This window comes from Paenibacillus hubeiensis, from assembly GCF_032334105.1.
Taxonomy (GTDB): domain Bacteria; phylum Bacillota; class Bacilli; order Paenibacillales; family Paenibacillaceae; genus Paenibacillus; species Paenibacillus hubeiensis.
The window spans coordinates 1-21660 of record NZ_JAVYAE020000015.1 but is presented as its reverse complement, the minus strand read 5'-3'; the positions used below and the strand labels follow the sequence as shown (position 1 = coordinate 21660).

Annotated in this window: 19 protein-coding genes and 1 tRNA gene; 8 read left to right on the top strand and 12 right to left on the bottom strand. The window is 49.9% G+C overall.

Annotated elements, in window-relative coordinates:
* Positions 1 to 38: 38 nt before the first annotated feature.
* The 3 genes from RSX24_RS26330 to RSX24_RS26320 form a co-directional block, all read right to left on the bottom strand.
* Positions 39 to 1277 carry a Tle-like phospholipase domain-containing protein gene (locus RSX24_RS26330; protein WP_438286893.1) on the bottom strand — a complete coding sequence of 413 codons (1239 nt, stop codon included), beginning with the start codon at positions 1275 to 1277 and terminating at the stop codon, positions 39 to 41.
* Positions 1278 to 1334: 57 nt separating this feature from the next.
* A complete protein-coding gene (locus RSX24_RS26325; RefSeq protein ID WP_343262234.1) occupies positions 1335 to 1628 on the bottom strand; it encodes a hypothetical protein in 294 nt (97 codons plus the stop codon).
* A 463-nt stretch (positions 1629 to 2091) separates the two neighbouring features.
* A complete protein-coding gene (locus tag RSX24_RS26320; RefSeq protein WP_343262233.1) occupies positions 2092 to 3348 on the bottom strand; it encodes a DUF445 domain-containing protein in 1257 nt (418 codons plus the stop codon).
* Between the two features lie 330 nt (positions 3349 to 3678).
* Here RSX24_RS26320 and RSX24_RS26315 point away from each other — a divergent pair, with 330 nt between their 5' ends.
* Positions 3679 to 4506 (top strand): aldo/keto reductase, encoded by an 828-nt coding sequence (locus tag RSX24_RS26315; protein WP_339275725.1) that lies wholly within the window; start codon positions 3679 to 3681, stop codon positions 4504 to 4506.
* A 109-nt stretch (positions 4507 to 4615) separates the two neighbouring features.
* Here the strand turns inward: RSX24_RS26315 and RSX24_RS26310 are convergent, their stop codons facing one another.
* On the bottom strand, positions 4616 to 5074 hold the full coding sequence (locus RSX24_RS26310) for a cupin domain-containing protein (RefSeq protein ID WP_236417726.1): 459 nt from the start codon (positions 5072 to 5074) through the stop codon (positions 4616 to 4618).
* Positions 5075 to 5328: 254 nt separating this feature from the next.
* On the opposite strand from RSX24_RS26310, the gene RSX24_RS26305 reads away from it, so the two are divergent.
* The gene (locus RSX24_RS26305) at positions 5329 to 6180 is read left to right on the top strand and encodes a helix-turn-helix transcriptional regulator (RefSeq protein ID WP_236417728.1); all 852 of its coding nucleotides are present in this window, start codon (positions 5329 to 5331) and stop codon (positions 6178 to 6180) included.
* Between the two features lie 255 nt (positions 6181 to 6435).
* On the opposite strand, the gene RSX24_RS26300 is transcribed toward RSX24_RS26305, so the two are convergent.
* Positions 6436 to 8055 carry a glycoside hydrolase family 28 protein gene (locus tag RSX24_RS26300; protein ID WP_343262232.1) on the bottom strand — a complete coding sequence of 540 codons (1620 nt, stop codon included), beginning with the start codon at positions 8053 to 8055 and terminating at the stop codon, positions 6436 to 6438.
* A 458-nt stretch (positions 8056 to 8513) separates the two neighbouring features.
* Between RSX24_RS26300 and RSX24_RS26295 the strand changes: the two genes are divergently transcribed.
* The 4 genes from RSX24_RS26295 to RSX24_RS26280 all read left to right on the top strand — a co-directional run bounded on the left by RSX24_RS26295 (position 8514) and on the right by RSX24_RS26280 (position 11650).
* The gene (locus tag RSX24_RS26295) at positions 8514 to 9254 is read left to right on the top strand and encodes an amino acid ABC transporter ATP-binding protein (protein WP_290371467.1); all 741 of its coding nucleotides are present in this window, start codon (positions 8514 to 8516) and stop codon (positions 9252 to 9254) included.
* 42 nt (positions 9255 to 9296) lie between these two features.
* Positions 9297 to 10133: a transporter substrate-binding domain-containing protein gene (locus RSX24_RS26290; protein WP_339275723.1), complete on the top strand. Its 837-nt coding sequence runs from the start codon at positions 9297 to 9299 to the stop codon at positions 10131 to 10133.
* A gap of 107 nt (positions 10134 to 10240) precedes the next feature.
* A complete protein-coding gene (locus RSX24_RS26285) occupies positions 10241 to 10966 on the top strand; it encodes an amino acid ABC transporter permease (protein WP_343262231.1) in 726 nt (241 codons plus the stop codon).
* 33 nt (positions 10967 to 10999) lie between these two features.
* Positions 11000 to 11650 carry an amino acid ABC transporter permease gene (locus RSX24_RS26280; protein ID WP_236417740.1) on the top strand — a complete coding sequence of 217 codons (651 nt, stop codon included), beginning with the start codon at positions 11000 to 11002 and terminating at the stop codon, positions 11648 to 11650.
* Positions 11651 to 11779: 129 nt separating this feature from the next.
* On the opposite strand, the gene RSX24_RS26275 is transcribed toward RSX24_RS26280, so the two are convergent.
* From RSX24_RS26275 to RSX24_RS26265, 3 genes are all read right to left on the bottom strand, one after another.
* A complete protein-coding gene (locus RSX24_RS26275) occupies positions 11780 to 11968 on the bottom strand; it encodes an aspartyl-phosphate phosphatase Spo0E family protein (RefSeq protein ID WP_236417742.1) in 189 nt (62 codons plus the stop codon).
* A 247-nt stretch (positions 11969 to 12215) separates the two neighbouring features.
* Positions 12216 to 13628, bottom strand: a complete 1413-nt coding sequence (locus RSX24_RS26270; RefSeq protein ID WP_236417744.1) for a helix-turn-helix domain-containing protein — start codon at positions 13626 to 13628, stop codon at positions 12216 to 12218.
* Between the two features lie 280 nt (positions 13629 to 13908).
* A complete protein-coding gene (locus RSX24_RS26265; protein ID WP_343262230.1) occupies positions 13909 to 15297 on the bottom strand; it encodes a helix-turn-helix domain-containing protein in 1389 nt (462 codons plus the stop codon).
* A 361-nt stretch (positions 15298 to 15658) separates the two neighbouring features.
* Here RSX24_RS26265 and RSX24_RS26260 point away from each other — a divergent pair, with 361 nt between their 5' ends.
* On the top strand, positions 15659 to 16774 hold the full coding sequence (locus tag RSX24_RS26260) for an LLM class flavin-dependent oxidoreductase (protein ID WP_343262229.1): 1116 nt from the start codon (positions 15659 to 15661) through the stop codon (positions 16772 to 16774).
* 74 nt (positions 16775 to 16848) lie between these two features.
* On the opposite strand, the gene RSX24_RS26255 is transcribed toward RSX24_RS26260, so the two are convergent.
* Positions 16849 to 17427 carry a TetR/AcrR family transcriptional regulator gene (locus RSX24_RS26255; protein WP_236417753.1) on the bottom strand — a complete coding sequence of 193 codons (579 nt, stop codon included), beginning with the start codon at positions 17425 to 17427 and terminating at the stop codon, positions 16849 to 16851.
* 253 nt (positions 17428 to 17680) lie between these two features.
* Here RSX24_RS26255 and RSX24_RS26250 point away from each other — a divergent pair, with 253 nt between their 5' ends.
* Positions 17681 to 18892, top strand: a complete 1212-nt coding sequence (locus tag RSX24_RS26250) for an MFS transporter (protein ID WP_343262228.1) — start codon at positions 17681 to 17683, stop codon at positions 18890 to 18892.
* Positions 18893 to 18967: 75 nt separating this feature from the next.
* Here RSX24_RS26250 and RSX24_RS26245 read toward each other — a convergent pair whose 3' ends face one another.
* From RSX24_RS26245 to RSX24_RS26235, 3 genes are all read right to left on the bottom strand, one after another.
* Positions 18968 to 20074 carry a Glu/Leu/Phe/Val family dehydrogenase gene (locus tag RSX24_RS26245; RefSeq protein ID WP_343262227.1) on the bottom strand — a complete coding sequence of 369 codons (1107 nt, stop codon included), beginning with the start codon at positions 20072 to 20074 and terminating at the stop codon, positions 18968 to 18970.
* A gap of 203 nt (positions 20075 to 20277) precedes the next feature.
* Positions 20278 to 20907 (bottom strand): sporulation-specific diadenylate cyclase CdaS, encoded by a 630-nt coding sequence (cdaS, locus tag RSX24_RS26240; RefSeq protein WP_343262226.1) that lies wholly within the window; start codon positions 20905 to 20907, stop codon positions 20278 to 20280.
* A 679-nt stretch (positions 20908 to 21586) separates the two neighbouring features.
* Positions 21587 to 21657: transfer RNA gene (locus RSX24_RS26235), tRNA-Gly, on the bottom strand.
* Positions 21658 to 21660: the final 3 nt, after the last annotated feature.

Here is a 21660-nt window from a genome sequence, read left to right as displayed (position 1 = left end):
TATGTACACCCTCTAACCAGGCAACAAGTGACCATGCCCTATCGGGCAAAACTAACCTGCGTTTGGTCCGCCTGCCGGAATTCTTCGGCTTTTTGCTCAATGAAGTTCAAAAACTGGCTTGTGTGTTTCATATGCCAAGTACCCAGTTCGTTCATCGAGGCATCCAATTGGCCAACGATCGGCTCCAGCCTTCGGCTGCGGCTGGAATGCAGATATTGCATCATGCGGCCCCGCACCGCGTTCAGTTCCCCGTTGCATTGCTGGGCATGCTGCTTCCAGCGAGTGGCCACGTCTTTGAGTTCTTCCGGGGTAACCTGGATCGTGCCCGCAACCGCCCCCATGGCAATTTCGCCTGCGCGAATGCCAATGTTACGCATAAACAGGGCAAGATCACTCAGCGCGTTGGACGGCTGTCTTGGCGTGCGTGCGATCCGTTCGCCGGTGACGGGGTCGTACAATTCGTTGGACACGTAGCCATTTTCGAACTCATAGCGATCCAGGCTATGATAATCTTTGCCCCCGAAGGTGTTTTTGATCTTGTCGATCATGCTCATGTCGTCGTTCATGTCTTGGTAATTCGAATCGATGTAATAGGTAGAGCCGACGTGGCGGTCGTATCCTCCGAAAAACCCGCTGGCCACGAAATCGCCCGGATGCCCGAAATTGATGATCTGGCTGTCGAATTCTCCATCCTCGGCCTTACGCTTCATGCCCGGCGTCAGACTTGAAATGACGGATGGCGCGCTGAACGTGACTGCAGGCAGGCCCGTATACACCGCGGCGTACTGCGCATTACCGCCGCCAAGCGAATGTCCTGTCAGCGAAAAGTCCAGATCCTTGTGTTTTTTCTGCATATCCTTGGCATAATCCTCAGCCTCGTACATCTGGTTTGGTCCAAAGGAAAGGTGTTTATCGATCCCTTTATCCACTTCGCCGAAAAAGTTTTCCACTGCGGTCATGCCCGTAACGTCCTTGACCTTCTGAATGCCGCCTGACAGCCAGTCGGGCCGCAGATCCATGCTTTGATCGATTTTGCGCCCCAACTCGGGAAGCGCAATCTGTCCGTCCGCGAACAAGTCGGGAGCCATGCGATCCAGTCCGGCACTGCCTTCGGTTCCCCGATAAGCGATTACCGCCTGATTGGTTTCCGGGTTGTAAAAGGTCACCGCATCGAATCCCGACCTCTTGTTCCCATGGCTGTCTTCAAGCACCTTCCAGCCCGGCAAGTCCTGCACCTCGTCCCCTTCTTTGAAATCGCGGTAGGCAAGCTGGGACATCGTCTTGTACGTTTCGTCATCGATTTTCTGTCCTTGGCTCAAACTGTTCTCCCCTCCCTATTCGGCCTGCGGCTTCGCAAACGGATCGTATCCATTCGCTATGATGGCTTCCTTGATTTCCGGGCTCATGACGAAGCCCACCATGGTTTTTTTGTCATAGTTATACGAAATGCTGAAGTGTTGTTCCTCGTGTCCCTGAACATGGCCTTCCAGACCGATCTCGTTCATTGCCATTTCGGGCAGCAGCTTCTTGCTGGTAATCGCCACGTCCAATTCATAATTGTTCTTGAAATAACTGACAGCCTTGGCCTCCGCCTCCTTGAACAAGGCTTCTTTTTCGCTTACCTTCATGTTCTGGCACCCCCCCAATACGAACATAGACAACATCGTCACGACTAACAAAATCACCCAAGGTTTTCTCGGCTTCATGCGGGTCACCTTCTCTTCCCCATTGAGTTTCCTGCGAAAAACAGACGCTGAAGTCAATCCGCCCCATAATGAATCTATGCAGACCCGTTTGCTCCATATCCGCTATTTTGCCTGTTAGATGAATGATAGTACAAAATCAACATCGGCCATATCGGCTGTCAGCATCGTTTTTGTGAAACTTTATTCCTAAAATGATTCGGGCAAAGTGTCCCGGTCTATATTACCCGCTTGTCGGTCCGATGCAACATGCTGTGCTGTTAACCAAGCTTTCCTTGAACCCTCTGCAATCCTTGTGCCATAACGGCACGAACGCATGCCAAAGAGAGCCGCTTCCCAGCGGCTCTGCGGCTCTCTCCTTTTCCCAGACGATTCTGGGTTCTCGCTATTATTCCAGCACCATTCGTAGTCCCGTGAGCACGATTCCAATGATAAAACCGGTAACCGCGCCGTTAATCCGAATCCACTGCAAATCTTGTCCCACTTTGTCTTCGATCAGCGAAATCAACGTTTTATTGTCCATTTTCTCGACGTTTTCACGGACCAGGCTGCCGATCTTGGAATGGTTCTTCTCCAGCAACGTCGTGACGCCTACCACGATTTTGGCATTGAGCCCGGACAGCAGCTCTTCGTCGGAGCGCAGATCCGTCAGCATCCTGCTGATGGCAGGCAGCGCATACGCCTCTACGTAGGCTCCATCCTCCATGGCGCTAAGGGCCTTGTCGCGCAGCTCGGTCAATTTGTTAAGCACCGTCTGCTCGGCATCCCATTGGTTCAACATGTCGTTCTTCCATCCATTCAGCCCGTCTTGCACCTTGGCGCTGAAAGCAAGCTTGGAGGCCTGCTCACGGACAAGGCCAAGCACTTTGTAGCGGAGGGCGCTGCCTTCGCGTTTCATGTCTTCTACCCTGTCGAAAAGATACCCCTGCAAAATCGCGCCCATCTTCTCTTCGTTCATGTAACCCAGAAAAGCGTTCATCGCAAACTGCATTAGCCCATTCATCTGGATGCCGCCGATCGCTTTCATGGCGCTCTCGCCAAGCACGTAGACCGTCTCCGGCTTCACCAGCCATTCCTCAGCCTGCTTCAGGCCATAATCCAATGCCTTGGCGTCATACCCTTTTTCGCTAACCTGCGATATCGCCCGTTCCAGAATCGGTCCAAGATCGAATGCCCCGGCTTGCGTTTTGACCTCTGCCGCCACGATGGGAGCAATTTGCTCCAGCGGCAGCCCGGCCAGAATGCGTTTGCAGAGCGTATCCATCATCTGCTTGGCTCCGTCGGTATGCAGTTCCCGCATAAGGGTATCCATCACCATCTCCGCTGCTTTGAATCCGGCGATTTTCTCCGTGATGCTCTCCTTGTTGAGCAGGTTGTTCTCCACGGCAGACACAAGCCCTTCCGTCATTTTCGCCCGATTCTTCGGCAGCAAGGCCGTATGCGGAATCGGAATGCCGAGCGGATGGCGGAACAATGCCGTGACGGCGAACCAGTCCGCAAGTCCTCCCACCAAACCGGCCTCGAACGATCCCACCAGCAATTTGCCGGCAATCGAGCCTTGGAACGGCAAGGATGCGGCAAATCCCGCCCCCATGACGACGAGGGACCAGGCCGCCGCGGTTTTGGTATGCTTCGATTTCTTCATCTCCACTTGCTCCTTTATGATTAATGACACGCCCCGTTAGTTGCCGTTCGAGCCGCATCCCTTCAATTGAGATCATCCTTCGTCAGCGGAAGCAAAGCCCCCTGACTCGTTATACTTCATCTTATCACCCGTGCGCATCAAATCCAAACCTCTTCCTGTAGAATAAGGAAAAAAACAGCTGATCTTCATGTCCAACATGGTCCATAAACTTTGCCGACGGAGGAGCAGCTTTAGTATAATAAATGTTGGAATCATCCTGCAGGGCCAAGCACACATCCGGGGAAGCACACGGAGAACACATCGACATAACCAAAGGAGGAATTTCGGACCATGAAACATGTACAGGACACGACGACGCTGTATAACGGAGTCAAAATGCCATGGCTTGGATTTGGCGTATTCAAGGTGAAGGACGGACAAGAAGCCGTGGACGCCGTCAGAACGGCGATTGAAACCGGTTACCGCAGCATCGATACCGCCAAAGCCTATAACAACGAAACCGGCGTTGCCCAAGGCATTCGCGAATCCGGCATTGCCCGTGAAGATTTGTTCATTACAACGAAGGTTTGGAATTCCGACCAGGGTTACGAATCCACGCTTGCTGCCTTCGAGGCCAGCATGGAGCGCCTGGAGCTGGATTACCTGGATCTTTATCTCATTCACTGGCCGGTCAAAGGAAAATACAAAGATACGTGGCGCGCGCTTGAACGACTGCATCGGGAAGGACGCATTCGCGCCATTGGCGTAAGCAACTTCCAAATTCACCATCTGGAGGATTTGATGACCGAAGCAACCGTTGTTCCTGCCGTCAATCAGATTGAGCTGCATCCGCTATTGAACCAACAGGAATTGCGGGATTATTGCAGTAAGCATAAAATCCAGGTCGAAGCATGGTCTCCGCTTGGTCAGGGCCATTTGTTGGAACATCCGCTGCTCCAAGAAATCGGCGCCAAGTATGGCAAGTCCCCGGCCCAGGTCATTCTGCGCTGGGATCTTCAGAACGGCATCGTCACCATTCCCAAATCCGTTACACCGCAGCGCATTCGGGAAAATGCCGATCTGTTCGACTTCGAACTGACGCCGGAAGACATCGGGCAAATTAACGGGTTGAACGAAAACAAACGCTTCGGTTCGGACCCCGACAACTTCAATTTCTAAAAAATAATGATGCCAAAAAACCCCGATGCAGGCTCATGTCTGCATCGGGGTTTTCGTTTGTTGTTGGAATGAATGTTAACAATGGCTAGCATGCTTCCGATAAGCCAAATCAGCCCTTGGCTACCAGTTTGAAATCGTCGTAGTGGAAACCTGGCGCCACCACGCACGAAACGAGCACCGGCTCATCGCCAAGCGGACGCGCCGTTTGCCAAGCACCTGCCGGCACAAGCAATTGCGGCAGCTGTCCTGCGGCAATATCCATGCCGAGTACATGGACTTCCTCATTTTCCGGACGCTCGCCGGTACCGCCCAGCTTCAGTTCGATCGGACTTCCGCTGTGCCACATCCACAGTTCATCCGACAGCACTGTATGCCATTCGGAAAATTCATGCGGGTGAAGCAGGAAATAGATCGAACTCGCCGCAAAGCGCGGGCCTGAATAGGCTTCAGGCAGCACGGACTGCGGAATTTGATAGGATGCTTTCCATACTTCCTTATACCAACCACCTTCAACGTGCGGCTGCATGTCGAGCGCAGCTACGAGAGGCGAAAGTTCATGTGTCGTCATAACCAATTTCCTTCCTTCCACTTCAGTTTGGAGACGCCGATCCAGGCTCTGTCCCACTCCTCCTACTGTAAATCATCGATCATATTTTGTCATCCTTCCCGCTCCTAACCTGAACGATACTCGGATTTAGAGCCGATTCGCCCCACCCCCGGCCTTCAGCATGTCAATTTATTGATAGCGTTTACAATTAACTGGATTTTCCGTTATGATATGGTTATATTCGCAAACCATTCTTGCAGGGAGGAACTGCGCAAATGCATGTAATCGAGGATCGAATCGGACCCAAGTATCGCATCGGGGAGAATTCATTTACCATTCAGCATATACGCAGACAGGACGGATACGCCATGACACACCCGCATGCCCATCCGTTTTACGAGCTGTATTATCTCCTGGAAGGAGAACGGGTGTATTCCATGAAGGGACAGGTTCTTACCGCACGCAAAGGGGACCTGATGCTCATCAATCCCCATGATCCACATACAACATCCAAAGGAAGCAATCCCGGCTTTGAACGGATCCTGATCGAGTTCTCCCCCTCTTTTGCCACGGGCATGGAGGTCGGCCTCTGCGGCCTGCTTCCCTTTGACCATTCCCGTTTGGTTCATTTCCCGAAAGAGGAGCAGCCGGAGACCGAACGTTTGTTATGGCAGATGCTGCGTGAATGCAAAGAGCGCCGATCGCATCATGAGATTGCGGTGAGAAGCCTGCTTGCCCAACTGTTGATCAGCATCCATCGCGTAGAAGAGGCTACGCGCCAGACGATGTCCGATCCCGTCCATCCCATGCAGGACAAGATTAGCGAAATCGTAGGTTACGTTAACGAGCATTACAGCCAAGCCCTTACGCTTGAAGATACGGCGTCCCGTTTTTATATCAGCCCTTCGTACCTCAGCCGGATGTTCAGCCGATTTACGGGGTTCCGTTTCAGCGAATATTTGCGCGTCGTGCGCGTCAGGGAGGCCCAGCGCCGATTGCTCTCTACCAGAGACCGGGTACAGATGATCGCGGAGAAGGTAGGATTCGAGCACACGGCCCATTTCAATAAAACATTCAAACAGGTGACGGGGACGACCCCCCTTCGATACCGGAAAGAACATCGGTGAACGGTCTGGAGCAAGCATATTGCATTTCCGGCCCTTCTCACCGTCTTTTTCATATAGGACAAAAAAAGCCGCATTTCGCGAATGCGACCCTTACCCGATTGGACGCTTAAGCCAAGCCACTGGAATGTGGAGATCAACGACTGGAGTTCTCATTATGAAAAAAAGGCGCGGTGGCTGTGCCCTGTTTCCAGCCACCGCGAGACACGTCTGTATGACAGCGCCGCTCCCTCACCCAGCTGCGGCGTCTTGTCGGGACTATCTGCGAATAAGCGCCCCGCTCCGCACTTCGGGTCCGACGGATATCTGGCGTCCTGCTGTTTCGTCATCACCTTCGCGGCAAACGATCCCCGCTGTTTCTCGCCCGGTCAACGTCAACAAACGCCCATCCGCGCCATGCCCCCCAATCGCCTCCAGCTCCGCTCCTTTGCACTGATGCAAATGGATTAGGGAACCTTCGGCAATGTCGGCGTCCAGCCGCGCAATTCGCAAATGTTTGGCATGGGAGCACTGTATTCCGGATCGGGACTGTACCTTGTAATCTTCGATGACCAATCCTTCCAACGGCATTTCGGGCAGCCCGCTGACAAACAGCGCCGTTTCCGCCCCTGCACAGACCACTTCCCGAATGTGAATGTCACGGAAAACGGGGGTCTCCTCGCTAACCTCCTGCGCCAAGTCGCTGCCCCTCGCTGAACCTTCCTGGTTAGCATAGAAAAAGGAGAACGAGATGCCTTCCCAGATGATATCTTTCATGTAAATACGCTCGATCTGAATATCCTCGACAACCCCTCCGCGTCCGCGTGCACTTTTGAAACGCAGCCCGATGTCCGTGCCGATAAACGTGCAGTCCGACACGCGTACATGCCGAATGCCGCCGGACATTTCGCTGCCGATGACCACCCCGCCATGCCCGTGATACACGGTGCAATCCCGGACCGTGATGTACTCGGAGGGCATTCCCAACTCGCGTCCTTCCGCGTCCTTGCCGGATTTTAAGCAGATGGCATCATCGCCAACGTCAAATACGCTTTGTTCCACCAGCACATGACGGCATGAATCTATATCCAGCCCGTCACCGTTCTGCGAGAACCACGGATTACGCACTTGCACATTTCGAATCGTCACGTGTTCGGATGCCCACGGATGCAGGTTCCATGCCGGTGAATTCTGGAACGTCGGTCCGTCCAGCAGCACCCGTTTGCAGCGTCGCAGGCTGACCATGTTGGGACGCAAAAAATCGCGAATTCCTTCATAGGCCGCCACATCCCGTACCTTTTCCTGATATAGGCGCAGGGCGATGGAACCGCCTTCAAGCGCAGACGCGGACGGCCACCAGATCTGGTCCTCTTCTCCGGCTCCCGCTACCACTCCGCCCGAAGACACAAGCTTTCTCCATTGCGAAGGTGTCAGCTTGGAACGTTTGACCGGTCTCCAGGCTTGACCGCCCCCATCCCAGATGCCCTCGCCCGTAATCGCAATATCTTCCACTCCTTCGGCATCGATCGGGGATTGGCATCTGACGACTTGCCACCCTTCAAAACTCGATGCAATTAAGGGATACTGATCAAATGCCTGACTAAAGGTGACCAACGCCCCTGCTTGTGTATGAAGTTCGATGCTGCTGCGGAGCACGATTGGTCCTGTCAGCCATACGCCTGCCGGAATGACGATTCGCCCGCCGCCCGCTTCCGCGCAGGCCGCTATTGCCAATCGGAATGCCTCCGAATTGTCCGTGTGGCCATCTCCAACGGCGCCATAATCGGTGATTCGAAAATCACGCGGAGGAATCTTGGGCAGCTGTACTTCATATTTTGGTTCATTGGTGTTGAAAGCAGTACCTTTGTCTGTTTGCAAGGAAGCGTTATATGTATTCATCGAACCGAATCACCCTCCATATCATTACTATTCATAACTTTGGAATGGCACCAAAACCGGACATCAACCCCCCGGTTCACAGATGGTGGCTCCATCATATCAGCAGGACAAGCCCTTCGGGTTGAGCTTTTTTGCTCTGTCCGCACGGAATTTGAGATTATATGCTCCATGATCCACATCATTTGGGCTTCTCCATAATAAGTATACTACAACCATATATTCCAATCTCTACAAATCATCTAGGCGATTCGATTCATTTTTTTGTCAGGATTCGTCACAACAATTCCAACAACATCACAAACATATAACATAATAACGAGCTTCAGGCCCACTATTTCTATTACTTACGTCATATTTTATAACAAATCAATTGCCATGAAGAGGATGTCTCGGTATGATAGAATAACCAATTCCATTTAATCCCTAAAATTTCCTGTCACACCAAAACAGCAGAAAGGATGGGATGTATTTTGATTGAATTCAGGGGTGTTCAGAAGCATTATGGTCAATTTCATGTCCTCAAAGATATCCATCTCACCATTGCCGAGGGCGAGGTCGTCGTGATCATCGGCCCTTCGGGCTCAGGCAAAAGCACGCTGCTTCGCTGCATCAATCGTCTGGAAACGATCACCGAAGGCGAACTGTTCGTTAGCGGCGTCGCCCTGCATGGCAAAAAGGTGGACATCAACCTCTTCCGGCGCGACATCGGCATGGTATTCCAGCACTTTAATCTCTACCCTCACAAAAAAGTCATCGATAACATCACCCTTGCCCCCATCAAAGTACGCAAACAATCCAAAGACCAGGCCGCGGCCACGGCCATGAAGTATTTAACCCGCGTAGGCATTGCCGACAAAGCCGACAGCTATCCCTCCCAATTGTCCGGAGGCCAGCAGCAGCGCGTGGCAATTGCGCGAGGACTCGCGATGGAGCCCAAAATCATGCTGTTTGACGAGCCCACTTCCGCGCTCGATCCGGAGATGATCGGCGAAGTGCTCGACGTCATGCGCTCCCTGGCCCATCATGGCATGACCATGGTCGTCGTGACGCATGAGATGGGCTTTGCCCGCGAGGTAGCGGACCGGGTTATTTTCATGGATGAAGGAAGAATTGTGGAAGAAGCCGCTGCCGCCGACTTTTTTGATCAACCGAAGGAGGAACGTGCACAACAATTTCTTAGCCGCTTGATTCATCATTAGGAAAGCAGAGAAAATCCACGATCCGAAAGGGGTTATGATCCGATGAAAAACGTGTTGAAATGGCCTGCATTCATGTTAGTGCTGATGCTCTCTATTGTACTTTCCGGTTGCAATAATACGGGGAGCGATTCACCGGGGAGCGGCGGGGATGGCGATTCCTCGGCCAAAGGTACGATCGAACAGATTAAAGAGCGTGGCAAACTCATCGCAGGGGTGAAGTATGATACCAAGCTGTTTGGCCTCAAAGACCCGTCCAGCGGAGCCGTCGAAGGCTTCGACGTCGATATTGCCAAAGCGCTCGCCAAGCAAATTCTCGGAGACGAAACCAAGGTCGAGCTAAAAGAGGTCACCTCCAAAACGCGCATCCCCATGCTGCAAAACGGCGACATCGACATCATCATCGCAACCATGACCATTACCGATGAGCGCAAGGAGCAGGTTGATTTCAGCGATGTGTATTTCGAAGCAGGGCAATCCCTTCTCGTGAAAAACGATAGCTCCATCACCGGGCTGGATAGCCTTGGCAAAGGCGTGAAGGTGCTTGCGGTGAAAGGCTCCACCTCTGCGCAAAACATTCGCGAAAAAGCACCGGACGCCGAGGTGCTGGAATACGACAACTATCAAGATGCCTTCACGGCCCTCAAAGCCGGCAAAGGCGATGCGCTAACCACCGACAATATCATCCTCATCGGCATGCAGCAATCCGATAACAACTATAAGCTCGTCGGTGGCAATTTCACCAGCGAACCTTACGGCATGGCCATCCGTAAAGGAGACAGCGCCTTTGTGGAGGAAGTGAATACCCTGCTCAAAAACATGAAAGATAGCGGCGAATACGATGCCCTGCATGAAAAGTGGCTGGGCAGCAAGCCTGAGTAAACAAGCAGCAGGGCGGATAGGTCTGCAGACAATCAACTGATACCAGTCCTCTGCCCTGCTTCACCCAATCTGTGTCACTCCCGCAACGAACGGAGGCGTTTAACGTTATGGGAACATTGGATTTCAGCGTGCTGACGAGGCACTCGGACCGCTTCCTTGAAGGTTTCCTGAATACGATCCAGATTAGCCTGATCGCCCTCGTTGGCAGTTTTCTTTTGGGTGCGGTCATTGCGGTCTTTCGCATCGCTCCCGTCAAGCCGCTTAACTGGATCGGCACCGCGTTTGTCGAGTTCATTCGCAACATCCCGCTGCTGCTGGTCGTGTTTTTCTTTTACCTCGGGCTGCCTGCACTCGGCATTTCATTGGACGGCTTCGTCTCGGGCACGCTTGGCCTGACCATTTATACTGCGGCGTTTATCGCCGAAGCGATCCGCGCGGGCATTCAGTCCGTACCGCGCGGGCAGCTGGAGGCCGCTCGGTCATCGGGTCTTTCCTACATTCAGGCCATGAATCTGGTCATCTTGCCGCAGGCAATCAAAATCGTGCTGCCGTCCATCGGCAACCAATTTATCAACCTGGTCAAAAATTCCTCGATACTGGCCGTCGTGGCTGGCATGGATCTGATGTATTTCGCCGACCTGGTCAACTCGGATACGTTCCAGCCACTCAGCGTTTATACGATCGTTGCCTTGTTCTATCTGGTCCTGACCTTGCCGCTCAGCTTCCTCGTGCACTACATGGAACGGCGGCTCGGGAAAAGCGATGGCGGAATTCGGCCCAAACATCAGCATTCCCGAAAACCGAATAAGCGCTCGGAGCAAGCGACGATGTGAGGCATTCTTTTATCAAAGGTGGTGATCGATCCCATGGACTTTGCCGGCGCTTACGCTTGGCCCAATCTACGCTTTCTGCTTCAGGGGTTTCTGGTAACCCTCCAGGTCGCCGGATTATCCATCGTATTCAGTTTCGTGCTTGGAACCGTGTTCGGAACGATCCGGTATATGCGGGTTCCGGTTCTGTCGCAGCTTGCTGCGGTCATCGTGGACATCATTCGCAATTTGCCGCTGTTGCTGATCATTTTTTTCATCCATATCGTCCTGCCGCAGCTCGGCATCAAACTGCCCGTATTTTGGTCCACCGTTGTGGGTTTGAGTTTGTTTGAGGGGGCCATGATCGCCGAGATCGTTCGCAGCGGGCTGAACTCGATTGAACGAGGGCAGATTGAAGCAGCCCGCTCGTCCGGCCTGAGTTATATGCAGACGCTAGGCAGCATCATTATGCCTCAAGCCTTGCGGCGCATGTCTCCTCCCATGGTCAGCCAGTTCATCTCCCTGCTAAAGGATACGTCCCTTGCGATCATCATTTCCTTGCCGGAGCTGATGCGCAATGTACAGATTCTTGGCGGGCAAAGCTTCAATTACGTCATTCCGGCCCTGCTGCTGGCGACCGCGCTCTATTTTATCATCAACTACACGTTGTCGATCGTGGCACGACGACTTGAGGCCCGTATCCATTGAGGAAAACGCATGGCTCGATAACGTATCCGATGAATGTATGAACGATACCATGACAAAACCGCCGAATGCACGATGCAATCGGCGGTTTTTCGACTCTTTTCATTTTTGCAAACAAAAAAACCGACGGCTCTACGCAATCGGCTGATGGTTCAGAATACGTTTTTGGTAATCGAAACGGTAGTACTCATTAATAAGCTCGTCCAGCACCATGGACTGGTGCAGCACTTTTTGGTCGTGCATGCCATGATCGGCCGCCAAACGACTTAGTTCCTTCCGGTTCTGTTCGATTTGGTCTCTAATCTGTTTCGGTACTCTCACAGCATGCCCCTCCCCTTCTTACATCCATTTTAAGATAGTTTGCCAAAAAGTTGAACTGTTTTTCCTTTGCAAATTGAAATGATGGTTTGCAAGAATAATTTTTCATAGAATAATGACAACCTCCTCAAACATAACCAAACAACAAACTTCCAATCACTGATAAAAACTTACTTTATTTTTCACAACTCTCCAAAAGAAAATATTCAGCAAATAAAAAAACCAACCAACATCGGTCTGCGTCCGACATTCAGTTGGTTCCATATTTTTTGCGCTCACAAGTACCTAAACCTCTCTCAGCGGTGAAATTCTTGTATCGAGGCGTTTCCATAGACATTGTTTGAAGAAATCTTTCATATTCTTTCTCTTGCTCTAACGTAGCATGGCCCCTATTCTCACCGTAGAGATCGAGACATTTAACAATCGTAAAATAATCCCAATTATTGATAGCACCTTCTAAGCTTTTAAGCAAGAACCTTATACCCTTATCGTATCTTTTTTTTCGCAAATGATATCGTGAAAGCTCGTAAAACATTGAAATTACAAATTTATTCGATGTCATTACATCTCCCTCAAAAGGGAAATGGTAGAATTTATTTAACAGTTCCTCGAATTGAATTATTACAAAATCAACATCATAATCATATTTATTCGCGGCTTTAAATATATGTCCCAACGCAATATGCTCTTCATCTTTATACGCAATTATACATTGTATATATTCTCTTAATTTTGTCATATTACCCATCATCACGTTATAAAGTAAACTATTCAACTTTGCCCATTCTCTAAATTTATTGATGTGTATCAATTCTTCTCTTGTTGGATCATTAATTAAGGTGATTCTCTGATAATGTTCCACACATAACAAAGCTTTTTCATATTGCTCAGTATGACTGAAAAACGAGCCTCTCATTAAATATGCATATGCTTCGTAAACGAAAATCGGGTATTTAGATTTTGCTACAGTTTTATTTGATGTGTACTTTTTCCTTGTCTGCACAGCTTCTTCAAGTTTAATCGTAGTATCGTATAATTTATCAAGTTCAAGACAAGCAGAGTAAACATTCATAAGATCCTTTATCGCATCCAACCTATGATCTTCATCCAGACAATCAACATACTTCTCAAAAACTGCCGTTAAACGGAGATTTTTCCTGCTATCAGAGTCTAGAGACAAGATAAAAATTCTGTAGTGACATATAGCGAGTTTTTCTGAGTGCTGATATTTTTCGATCTCTGCGACACATTTGTATAAAATAAGCGCAGCCTTGTATAACCCTGTTTCGTACCATTTCTCAGCCAACTTAAATAACTGATTGATATAAGAACGGTCATCTGTTGCACGGGTTACAACCTTTTTTATACACTGAAGCTTGTTAAGTTCAGCACACCGATTTAAAAAGGGCTCCAACCTTCTCCAATGAGTTTCTCCTTCAACAAAACTCTCTATCGCATATTTCTCGTAAAAAAAACCTAACTCTAGTCCCATAGCAGCAGTAATTTTGTCTAATTGATTCATAGACAGCGGCCTTTTTCCTTTTAGTATGGCGCTAAGTGTCCCAACATTTACTCCAGATAATTCTGAAAATCTCTGAAGTTTGTAACCTTCCTTATTCATGTGCCTTTCAATTTGCGAGCAAATCGTAGCCTCTGGCCCCAATGGTCCCACCCCGAATCTGCAAACATAAACGATAAATATAATTAATGTAAATTATATCCTCGATTTTAAACCTGTTGATCTGTTAATTCAACAAAAAAAACAGTAGCCCCTCAGGTTAGGGGTTACTGTTTTTCATTTCGCTATACTCGTAATTTTAATAAATCCCGAACTTATGTTGTAATAACGGTTTATACATCATACTCCACCAAATCCATGGTTTAACAGCCTTAAAACAGTATCCAACGTAATTGAGAAAGTCAACATTGCCACCGTACAAACCTTAATGGACGTAGATATTTTTTTTCTTCTCATAACCTTTATAGACCTCCTCAATCAGTTGTCTGTAACTATTAATAATATGATTTGGAGCACTGGATCTATTTTTCTCAAAAAGTCCTACGCAATAAATAATGGTTTTGTGGTCATTGATTCTGATTGCGTGAGACAAACAACTCAACAATTGAACGAAACCTTCGATAGAATCTGAACTTCTTAAATAATATTTAGCTAATTCCATTAGAAGCTTTACTTGCCTCTCATTACTGATTTCGGTATTGTAGATGCTATTCAGATGATCAGGGCCATTTAATAGAGAAATAAATGAATCAAATTTTGTAAGAACATGGTCAATGTTAATATCATACATATTGGAAGCCTCTAATATTTTCACTAAACCCGGTAATAATTCATCCGGATTATTTTCAATATAATTGACGTATGGCTTTAACGCTTCCAAATTCCCCATCATCAATAGAAAAAGATATGTGTTGACTTCTGCCCAGCCTTTAAATCTCTCAATAAATAATCGATCCTCGGAGCTCGCGTTTTCCACATGAATATCCGAGTATAATTTTGTGAAACTTAAAGCTGTTTCGTAATCTTGATATTCACCAAAAACTACCGACTTCATTAAATAGGAGTAATACTTGTATATGAATAATGGATATTTAGATAATCTGTTCAGAGATACATCCGAATTCTTCCTATATATGGTCTCCATAAAGTTTACTCTTTCTTCGAGTTCATTGGCAAGATGAAGAACTTTATCCCATAGATTAAGCCCTCCATATGTATTTGCCAGATCCTTGATCGCATCAAGCTGCCGCTCCTCATCCAGCCGATTGATGAAGGGCTCGAAATGCACGGCCGCTCTCAGGTTTGCATGTTGATCCTGACCCAAGGACAAGGTGAAAATCCGGTATTGGCAGAGTGCCAAACGCTCGGAATGTTGATACTTCTCGCACTCCGCAACGCATTCGTAGAGCATGAGTGCCGCCTGGTTCTGTCCGCGCTCGAACATGCCTTCCGCCATCTCGAACAATTCGGAAATGTACGAACGGTCGTCTGTCACCTGGCGAATCACGTTCTGGATGCAATCCAGCTTGTCCAATTCGGCACAACGCTGCAGGAAAGGCTCCAGCCTCCTCCAATGCGGCGCTGCTTCCACGAAGCATTCGGCCCCATACTGCTCGTAAAAATGCCCCTCTTCCAGCTTCATGCCTTCCGTCAGCAAGTCTAGCTGTGCCATGGCGATGGGCCTTGTTCCTTTGATGATGGCACTCAAGGTCCCTGCATTAACACCGGATATATCAGCAAAGTACTGAAGGGTGTACCCCTGTTTCCTGATGTAATCCTCGATCGTCGAGCGAATCGTAGCTGTAGGTTCCACGCATCCCACCTCCACAGGAAATCCAGAAATTAGAATTTATATGATAACAATAATTTTAATCCTAAATTTTACAGTGGTCAATAAAAATCGTGGCAATTCCGTTACCTTTTCAATATCATTCATGCTATGTCTGTTCGTTTTCAGTGATTTTTGTCACTAATCAAATTATTTTCTCGTGTTCATGATCGGGCTGCTAATATGCGAAGCCGTACTCAACGCATTCAAAATAACCTGGCTTCGAATCTGACTCTACACCTTTTCCGCTGCTTATAGAAAAAATCCATTAGAAGTTTGAATCGGACCATGGTACATTAAAAAAGTAACTTATCCAATTATTCCAATAGGATATGGAGACGATGGAATGAAGTTTGCCTTGTTCAGCCTCATGATGAATCTGCCCAATGCGTTAACAGGCGAAGCCCTGACCACGCAGCAGAAGTTCCTGAACATTTTGGATCAGGCCCGCCTGGCGGAGAAGCTGGGCTTCGATGCATATGGGGTCGGCGAGAGACATGGCGCTCCCTTCCTCTCATCTTCCCCTCCCGTCGTGTTAACCGCGGTGGCTGCCGCGACTTCGCGCATTCGTTTGCTGACGACGGTAACCGTGCTTAGCGTGCTTGACCCCGTGCGTGTAGCCGAGGATTACGCCACGCTTGACCACTTCTCCGGCGGACGCCTGGAGCTAATCATCGGCAAAGGCAACGATCCCCGGCATTATCCGCTGTTCGGCATCCGTGAAGAGGATCAATGGGAATCTCTAGGAGAACGATACGAGCTGCTGAAACGGCTTTGGACGGAAGAGAACGTCACCTGGAACGGAAAATACCGCCCACCATTACATGAAGTCACAACCCAGCCAAGGCCTTATCAGCAAACCATCCCTGTTTGGCATGGCAGTGCATCCAGCACCCTGTCTACCGAGCTTGCAGCCAAACATGGGGAGCCTTTGTTCACTTCGAATTCCTTCCATCCCCAAGCCAAATACAAGGCGTTGATTGACCATTATCGAGAACGCCTTGAGCACTACGGCCACGATGCCGGCAAAGCGCTTATAGGCTCCGGAGCAGGCAGCCTGTATTTGGCAGATACGCGCGAGGAAGCCATACGCCGATACAAGCCCTACTACGAGGCATTTCATGCAACAGCCGCCGCTCAGCATAACCAGTCGCCTTTCAAGGACCTGGAGGATAACATCGCTAACGGCCCGGTACTGATTGGAAGCCCGGAGCAGATCGTCGAAAAAATTCTGGATTACCACCAGGCATTTGGCCATCAGGTGCTAAGCATCAGCGTGGACGGCCTGAGCCATCAGGAGCAGTTAGAGCAAGTACAGCGTTTCGCTGAAGAAGTGGCTCCCATTTTACGGAGGGAAATCCCCAGTCAGGTGTGGAGCACACCCCCGATTCTGAATGAGCTTGACTCCACTTCGTCCTCTGTCGGCATCCCTCCTGCCATTTCCCCGATTTTTCAGGTATGATATTTGTCCTCTTCCCCACGCAAACTAGGGGCGATTCCATGGAATCGTCCCTTAATCTTTTGCCCGAACAATCGCTATGTAACGCGAATCCCCTCAAATAACGAGTCCAGAAGCTCCAGGATGTCGCTCTCCAAGATGCCTTCCCCCGTAACGAGCATTCGATAGAAAACCGGTCCATAGATCATATCGATATACAATCCGATGTTGGCATCGGCTCTCAATTCTCCGCGTTTCACGCCTTTCTCGATGATCCCCCAAGCTTCCTGCCTTCTAGGGCGGATATACCTGCTTCTGTATTCTTCGGCTAGCGCAGGATCGAGTTGTCCTTCTCCAATAATTTCAGTAATCATTTTCCCCTCACGGCTCGTCAGAAAAACGACGAGATTGGCGGCATGAATGCGCAAATCTTCGAATACGGTTCCCGTATCGGGAACGGGAAGCCGTGCCGTGGCCGCATTCATGTATCCGTCCATAATTACTGCGCCTTTGTTCGGCCACCATTTATAGATCGTTGCCTTGCTCACTTGCGCCCGTTCAGCAATTTTCTCCACCGTAACCGCCGCGAATCCGAGTTCAAGCAGCAGCTCGTACGATGCGGTCAGAATAGCGTTCTGGGTTTCCATGTTGCGAGGGCGCCCTCTTTTGGCAGTCATCGATAGTCCTCCCCAAACCTAATAAACTAATCATCCATATAATGTACGTTCATTATACTAAAAGAAATCGGACACAACCAATTTTCGCCCCGCTTCAAATTTGAATGCAGAAAAAATGGATTTGCCTATTTACAATACTAAACGTATAGTTTATTATATAACCATAATTAATGAACTAAACGTTTAGTAATTCATGTTTAACTCGCAACGAACGATACGAATAACAATTTGAATATTACGGAGGATGATCGTCATGGAAATGAACAAAAATTCGAAGCCGGCTGCGCCCGTATCATCATGGATGATATTGCTTTTGGCCTCGGCATGCGGGCTCATCGTGGCCAATCTCTATTATGCTCAAACCGTCATTGGCCCAATCAGCGCTGCCACGGGGCTATCGTCTGCCGCAGCCGGACTGATCGTCACCATTACCCAAATCGGGTACGTCCTTGGATTGCTGTTTATCGTGCCGCTTAGCGACATTACCGAAAATCGCCGTCTGATCACCATACTTCTCCTTGTTCTGATCGTCGCACTTATGGCGGCTTCGTTCGCACCTAATGCATCGCTGTTCCTGTCAGCTTCGCTGATTATCGGAATCGGCTCCGTGATCGCCCAGATTCTTGTGCCGTACGCCACGTACCTGACTTCCGAAGAGCAGCGGGGGCGCGTCGTGGGCAACGTGATGAGCGGCCTGCTGCTCGGCATTATGCTCGCTCGCCCTGTCGCAAGCTTCATCACCAGCCTGTTCGGATGGCATGCGGTCTTCATTTTCTCGGCCGTCGTAATCGCTCTGCTGACCCTGCTCCTCTCTCGGGCCCTGCCTACCCGGAGACCCGAGCCTGTCATGAATTACGGCCAACTTATCGGATCGCTCGCCAAGTTGTTCAGAACACTGCCGATGCTCCGTCGCCGCGCTTTCTACCAGACCAGCCTGTTCGGTGCCTTCAGCCTGTTCTGGACCACCGTTCCGCTGCGTTTGGCTAATGACTTCAATATGTCTCAGCAAGGCATAGCCTGGTTCGCTTTGGCTGGTGTGGGCGGTGCAATAGCTGCTCCGATTGCAGGCCGTCTGGCAGACCGGGGCATGACCAAAGTATTGACGGGAGTCGCTATGGTCGTCGCTGCCCTATCCTTCGGTCTCGCTTATCTGTTCCAAGGCCACTCCGTCCTGTCGCTCTCTCTGCTCGTCGTTGTCGCCATCACGCTGGACATGGCCGTTTCGGGCAACCTGGTTCTGGGACAGCGCGTGATCTATTCTCTGGCAGGCAATGCCCGCGGACGCGTGAATGGGATCTTCATGTCGATCTTTTTTATCGGCGGGGCGATCGGCTCAACACTCGGCAGCTGGTCTTATGCAGCCGGAGGATGGAGCCTTACCACGCTTATCGGATTGATTATGCCGCTGCTTGCTCTCGGTTACTATCTGACGGAGAGAAAAGCTCAGGCCGCAGTCAATCCGTAAACTTCTAGTTTCGACGCATATAAAAAATCAGGAGAATCCTGCAAGGGACTCTCCTGATTTTTTGCTTATGCTGATTTATCGGCGCAATCTGCGGGAGCTCAGGGCGTGATGCCCATTTTGCAGAAACGTACTGCGCGCGTTTTTCATCCATTCGATGCGACGTTCGGCCAGGCGGTCCGCCGCCATGTAGGTTGCTATACCTTCCGTCCGCGAAATTTCAAAAACCTTCTCCAGATTTTCGTAAATTTCCCCAATCTTGCTCCATGCCCTCTCCCGGTTATACCCGCTGAGTTCATCGGCTATGTTGATGACGCCTCCTGCGTTAATCACGTAGTCAGGCGCATATACGATGCCCATCTCGTGAAGTCGGTCGCCGTGCCGAGTCTCCAAGAGCTGGTTGTTCGCACAGCCAGCGACAACCTTTGCCTTCAGCGTCCTAAGTGTGTCGTCATTGATGGTGCCGCCAAGGGCGCAAGGTGCATAAATATCGCAGTCGACGCCAGTAATATCCGAGGGATCCACGGCAGTCGCGCCAAAACGGTTCACCGCTTCCTGCACAGCGTCTTTATGGATATCCGTCACGATCAGGCGGGCCCCCTCCTCATGCAAATACTCGCATAAACGCATGGCCACGTTTCCGATGCCTTGCACGGCTACCGTTTTGCCTTCCAGTAAATCGGTGCCGAGTGCCTCCTTGGCTGCTGCCTTCATTCCCCGATATACACCCCAGGCCGTCGCCGGAGAAGGATTACCGGATGAACCGTAACTCGGGGAGATGCCCGTAACGTAGTCCGTCTCCTGATAAATCAGGTTCATGTCTTCCTCGGTCGTACCGACGTCTTCCGCAGTCACATAACGGCCGTTCAACCCTTGAACGTATCTGCCGAAAGCGCGAAACATCGCTTCATTTTTGTCCCTTCGCGGGTCCCCGATAATAACTGCCTTTCCTCCGCCCAGGTTCAGGCCGGATACGGCATGTTTGTACGTCATTCCGCGGGCAAGCCGCAGTGCATCTTCAATGGCTGCATCTTCGGAGGCATAGGTCCACATTCGCGTCCCGCCCAGTGCAGGTCCAAGCGTTGTGTCATGGATAGCGATGATCGCCTTCAATCCGGATGATTTATCCTGACACAAGACGAGCTCCTCGTAATCATGGCGTTCCATTGCTTCAAACCAATTCATGGCTAACCGTCTCCTCAAACCGTTTTTGCGATCGAATCAATCGTTCTGTCTTTTTGACTACTCTCTGTTGCGCGCGCGATTCATTATTTCCATTACAATGACACCAACCATGTAAAGATCATATTCATACTAGCTTTCTAATGTCAGAATGGATTACTTATTTCTGGGGGCAATGTATTTCCTTTCCGTGCAGGCCCTAGCCTTTACTGAATCGTCTCTATCACGTTGATTGGATGGAGCTCCCCGTCGACTGCAAAAGAAGCCTGTCCCGTCTCTTCGGAGACGACCAGCACGATCGCGTCCGTCAGCTCACTCAGTCCCAGCGCGGCCCGGTGACGGGTTCCCAACTTTCCTCCAATGGCGTCGGCCTGCGAGACGGGAAGCACGTTGCCAGCCGACACGATCTGGTTGCCGCGAATCAACACGGCACCGTCGTGTAACGGAGCACCCGGAATAAAAAGCGATTCAAGCAAGGCATGCGTGACTTTCGCATCCACGGCAACGCCGGAATGGATAATCTTCTCAAGCGATATTTCGCGTTCGATCACAATCAACGCACCATATCTGCGATCCGACAAATGCTGCACACTCACCGTCAGTTCGGCAAATTTCTCCGTGAAGGGTGACAAATAGCAGTCCAGATAAAAGGAGGCAGCCAGCACCTCGACCCTCTTGATCTCGTTCCGAATCTCCGCAAACTGTGCCAGCAAACAGACGCTATCCTGATCGAAACGCGTCAATGTCTCATTCATGCGGTCCGCCACGCGACGAAGATCCTCCTTCAATTTTTGCCGCATGGATGAACTATCGCAATCTGCCTGCCGATGGATCATGGAATGTTCCTCCTTCGTGATGTCTTCATCCTTTCCAACGTTCACGGTACCTAATGTTCTTTAACGTGCCCATAAGCGCATGCAATCTATGCAATGCTGCATAATCTGTTTGCCATCGTAGTAAAGGTTCTTTCATCAGCCGTGGAACATCATTTATAGGAAAAAATGCCCTTGCAACGCAAGAGCCTTTTTTGCTTTTACATATAAGCTGAGTGATGGGAATCGAACCCACGCTGCATTCTTGGAAGGCTTAGTCTATGGTAGTCAAACGCAAAACAAGATAGAGAAAAGGACCTGCTCGTCTAAACACGAAGCAGATCCTTTTTGGATGGAATTTAAAAACAACCCGTTGAGAAACGACGAATTGGACTACGATTGGGGTTCCAGGATCGAGCGCTTCGCCTCCAGGAATCGTGGCATTCTTAAATACTTCTACATTTCTTTTTGCGTTTATAATATGTTGTTCCACTCTTTAGGAGGATCGGGCGAAAATCAGAACTGTGGATGGGCCGGTACAGATACCGAATTCTAGGATGTGGAATTGAATATTCCTCCCTGGTCGGCATCGCTCCGAGGATTGAGGATACGGCATACCGCGGGCATGCTGCTTCGAGATCAGTATGTCGAAATTTAAGCAAAGAAAAAACCCTTGTCGCACAAGGGTCTCAAAAAAAGTTTAAGCGGGTGATGGGAATCGAACCCACGCTACCAGCTTGGAAGGCTGGAGTTCTACCATTGAACTACACCCGCATC

What these genes read in the sequence shown, in the direction of transcription:
- RSX24_RS26295 (WP_290371467.1), top strand. Translation starts at nt 8,514, where the DNA reads ATGGGATGTATTTTGATTGAATTCAGGGGTGTTCAGAAGCATTATGGT.
- RSX24_RS26305 (WP_236417728.1), top strand. Translation starts at nt 5,329, where the DNA reads ATGCATGTAATCGAGGATCGAATCGGACCCAAGTATCGCATCGGGGAG.
- RSX24_RS26290 (WP_339275723.1), top strand. Translation starts at nt 9,297, where the DNA reads ATGAAAAACGTGTTGAAATGGCCTGCATTCATGTTAGTGCTGATGCTC.
- cdaS (WP_343262226.1), bottom strand. Translation starts at nt 20,907, where the DNA reads ATGATCCATCGGCAGGCAGATTGCGATAGTTCATCCATGCGGCAAAAA.
- RSX24_RS26285 (WP_343262231.1), top strand. Translation starts at nt 10,241, where the DNA reads ATGGGAACATTGGATTTCAGCGTGCTGACGAGGCACTCGGACCGCTTC.
- RSX24_RS26250 (WP_343262228.1), top strand. Translation starts at nt 17,681, where the DNA reads ATGGAAATGAACAAAAATTCGAAGCCGGCTGCGCCCGTATCATCATGG.
- RSX24_RS26310 (WP_236417726.1), bottom strand. Translation starts at nt 5,074, where the DNA reads ATGACGACACATGAACTTTCGCCTCTCGTAGCTGCGCTCGACATGCAG.
- RSX24_RS26260 (WP_343262229.1), top strand. Translation starts at nt 15,659, where the DNA reads ATGAAGTTTGCCTTGTTCAGCCTCATGATGAATCTGCCCAATGCGTTA.
- RSX24_RS26325 (WP_343262234.1), bottom strand. Translation starts at nt 1,628, where the DNA reads ATGAAGGTAAGCGAAAAAGAAGCCTTGTTCAAGGAGGCGGAGGCCAAG.
- RSX24_RS26315 (WP_339275725.1), top strand. Translation starts at nt 3,679, where the DNA reads ATGAAACATGTACAGGACACGACGACGCTGTATAACGGAGTCAAAATG.
- RSX24_RS26300 (WP_343262232.1), bottom strand. Translation starts at nt 8,055, where the DNA reads ATGAATACATATAACGCTTCCTTGCAAACAGACAAAGGTACTGCTTTC.
- RSX24_RS26330 (WP_438286893.1), bottom strand. Translation starts at nt 1,277, where the DNA reads ATGTCCCAGCTTGCCTACCGCGATTTCAAAGAAGGGGACGAGGTGCAG.
- RSX24_RS26255 (WP_236417753.1), bottom strand. Translation starts at nt 17,427, where the DNA reads ATGACTGCCAAAAGAGGGCGCCCTCGCAACATGGAAACCCAGAACGCT.
- RSX24_RS26245 (WP_343262227.1), bottom strand. Translation starts at nt 20,074, where the DNA reads ATGAATTGGTTTGAAGCAATGGAACGCCATGATTACGAGGAGCTCGTC.
- RSX24_RS26280 (WP_236417740.1), top strand. Translation starts at nt 11,000, where the DNA reads ATGGACTTTGCCGGCGCTTACGCTTGGCCCAATCTACGCTTTCTGCTT.
- RSX24_RS26320 (WP_343262233.1), bottom strand. Translation starts at nt 3,348, where the DNA reads ATGAAGAAATCGAAGCATACCAAAACCGCGGCGGCCTGGTCCCTCGTC.